The organism is Streptomyces sp. NPDC045701, assembly GCF_056432045.1.
Genome location: NZ_JBWKJV010000152.1, coordinates 1 through 3,000, shown reverse-complemented (window position 1 = coordinate 3,000; position 3,000 = coordinate 1). Strand labels below are relative to the sequence as shown.

At 65.7% G+C, this 3,000-nt stretch carries 1 protein-coding gene and 1 pseudogene; one reads left to right on the top strand and one right to left on the bottom strand.

Translation table 11 applies throughout. From position 1 onward, the window contains the following. Positions 1–57: 57 nt before the first annotated feature. Positions 58–287 (top strand): annotated as a pseudogene (locus AC07DW_RS33950) (transposase domain-containing protein); the annotation flags it as partial. Positions 288–2,108: 1,821 nt separating this feature from the next. Here the strand turns inward: AC07DW_RS33950 and AC07DW_RS33945 are convergent. Continuing rightward, positions 2,109–3,000, bottom strand: an 892-nt coding sequence (locus AC07DW_RS33945; protein WP_478861455.1) for a hypothetical protein, incomplete at its 5' end; no start/stop codon positions are given.

Here is a 3,000-nt window from a genome sequence, read left to right as displayed (position 1 = left end):
TAGTCCGCCAAGAGTGCTGCCACCCACGGAGCTCCGTTGCCTGTACGTCATTGTGCCCTGCCGCCTGGTGTGACAACCGTGTCCCGCCGGTTCACAGTGGCCGGAGGCCGGTTCGCTCCCGGTCATCTGGGCGAGCTGACCCAGGTGCTGCCCTTCGAACTCGTTGACGCGGTCCTGGAAGAGACGCTGACCGTGCAGCGCCGGCTGCGGGATCTGCCCTCTCGGGCCGGGATGTATTTTCGTGTTTCCGAAAGGCCGGCTACCGGCTGGTGTGGCATAAGCTGACACCCGATCACGCAGCAGTCCCGACTGTCACGGGGACGCCTTGGTGAGCCGGCTCCAGGCTCCTGACTTGTTGAATCCACCCCACACGCTCGGTCTGCAGCCGTAGCGTCCCGGGTGTCGGCCGGCACGGGCAGCCAGTGCTCCTTGCCGCCCTCGGGCTGGCTCACTGATAGCGTGCCGCCGACGGCCGGCACCCGCGCGGTGTGGCTGGACAGAGGCATGAAGGTGACGCAGTGACTTCAAGTCAGGGTGCCCACCGCACTCCCCTTCCTGTCTCATCGAGTGCGAGGCCAGCCTGTGATCCTGATCGGTGTCGATCCCCACAAGTCGTCCCACACCGCCGTCGCCGTTGACTCTGCCGGTCATCAGGTGGCCCAGCGCCGGTTCGTCGTCAATGCCGGGACCTTCCGCCAGCTGATGCGCTGGTGTCAGGTCACGTCCGTCCGGCGGCAGCGCGTCTGCGTGCCAGGACGGGCGGTCGACAGATCAACGCCAGGACACCCGCGGGTCAGTCATAGCAGGAGTCAGGCCGCCTCGGCCGGGACTACCCAATCCTTGCGGGATCCGGTGCGAGAAGACTGACAGTCGTACGAGTCGCCGACTGAGCCCAAGGACGCCCGGGTCCCGGCCCTGAACAGGCGGGTTGTGAGCTTCACGGACGTGTATGACAGCCCTGGCCCGCGTGGTGAATGAGCTGGCCGGGCGTGACCTCGCGGCTGGTCAGGGCGTATTCCAGCGAAGTGAGGACCAGGTCCGCATCGGCGCGGGCGGAGGTTTCCCAGGCCACTGCCCGGCGGGAGAAGACCGCGGATCGCGGACAGCCACAGTGGGCCTTCCGGCGTCGTGACCATGGTCAGGTGGCTGACCCGCAGCCGGTTCGGCCCGTTCGCGGTGAAGCGACCGCAGTGCAGGCGTCAATTGGGCCAGGCGGCGGCAAGTGTTCCAGGCGCCTTGCGCGTTCTGCGGCCATGGGCCGCCCGGGGGAACCCGCCACGGATTGCCTTGCCGTCTGGGTGTGGCGGTTCGCTTCCCGCCCCACCGTCCCGGAGGCTGGCAGGTACCCGGTCGACCCTGCGGATCGAGGGACTATGAGGCCTGCACCCGAGCGAGTGGCATACACGGCTTGCGCCGTCTGGGCAATGGCAGTGGCCGGTGCCGGCCTCCTGGCCTCGCCGTCCCTTGCGCTGAGCCATCACCAAGGGGAACCGGCCCGCCTGATGGCGGCACCCTTCGACGGCGACCACCGGCACGAGACGCCGCAGCACACCACCACCCCGGCACTGTGCGTGCTCACGCCCACGCCCGCCCCCCTGCACCCCCAGACGCCACATCTCACGAGTGTGCCTATCCCCACAGAGTCCGGTCCCACGCCCACACATACCGGGCCCGCCCCCACCTTCACCACTGCCAGCCCAAGCCCGAGCCACAGCAGCATCACCCCGACGCTGGTCCCTTGCCCGACGCCCTCACCTCCACTGGCGCGTACGGGAGTGAAGGGCACCGGGCCGCTCGCAGTGCTGATGTATGTGATCGGCGCTGCAGGGCTGGGTGCCCTTGTGTACGCCCACTTCACCCGCCGGCGCCACTCGCGGCGTCACTGAAGCGGTGTTGTGCGTTCCGGCTTCGGTGAGGACACCGCCTGGCATGAGGGGCTAGACATCGGACGCCTCGCCGGCGGTCGCGGGGCCCGGCAGACTCATAGCAGCGGCCGTTCTCGTGCTTCGTGACTCGACATCTCGAAGCATGAAGAACGGCCGCCTCCGCGGGCCCGGGAAGAACCGCAGATCCGCAGGCCGCGTGACCTGCGAGGTTAAACGCCAAGCTTAGTGCTCGACCTGGATCCCGTCGATATTATTCTGCTCTCCGTGCGTGATCAGAGACGCGCTGATTTTGTCACCTTCGTAGTGCCCCGGATTAGTGTTGAAGTCCATACCATTGATACTGGCAGTATTTCCACTGATAGCCACGGGGCTCTTGCGGAGCATTCCTCCAGTCGGGATTTTTTCACTGCCGGGCCCGTAGAGCGGCAGGTGGTTGGGGCTGATAGTCGCGAACGCGTTGAGTTGTATTCCTATGCTGGGCACTTCGCTGTGGGGATCAAAGAGGACCGGTTTTTGGGCCGGATCGGGCAAAGTGCATGGGGACTCGATGCATCCGGCCAGCTGGATCCGGTCACTTGTGCTTGCTTCACTGAGGGAGGGGGCAACAGTACTGGCGTCCACACTTACACCCATGCCGGTCCATCCCCATTCCTCCCCGTGCCAGACCACCGGAGTCACCGTCTGCAGACCGGCGTTCATCGTTGTGAGGTAGGCGCGGTGACGAGTAGCGGCGGCGCTCATGGTTTGCTGGCCGTCGTTGGGATAGGCGCCGCGGTAAGCGGTGACGGAAGTGTACCGCCCGGGGTCCCGGGGATCGAGAAGCCCGGTGACAAGCCGCCTCGTCTCGGCGTCCCGGTAATACAGACGCTGAAAGCTCTCATGAGAATCGGGAAGATCATGCTCGTTCCAGTTCTCGTCCATCACTTTTACCCTGACCTCGAAGGGTTCCTGGTCAAGTCCATTTGCGCGGGGCATCGCCACACCGTTGCTGCCGCTGACAGCGGACGAGGAGACGCCACTGATGTTTTCTTTGAGGGGGGCGGGGGGTGTGATGGTGTTTTTGTCGAGGGTGATGGTGGTGGGTTTGTTGCCGTTGGTGACGCGCAGGTGGGTG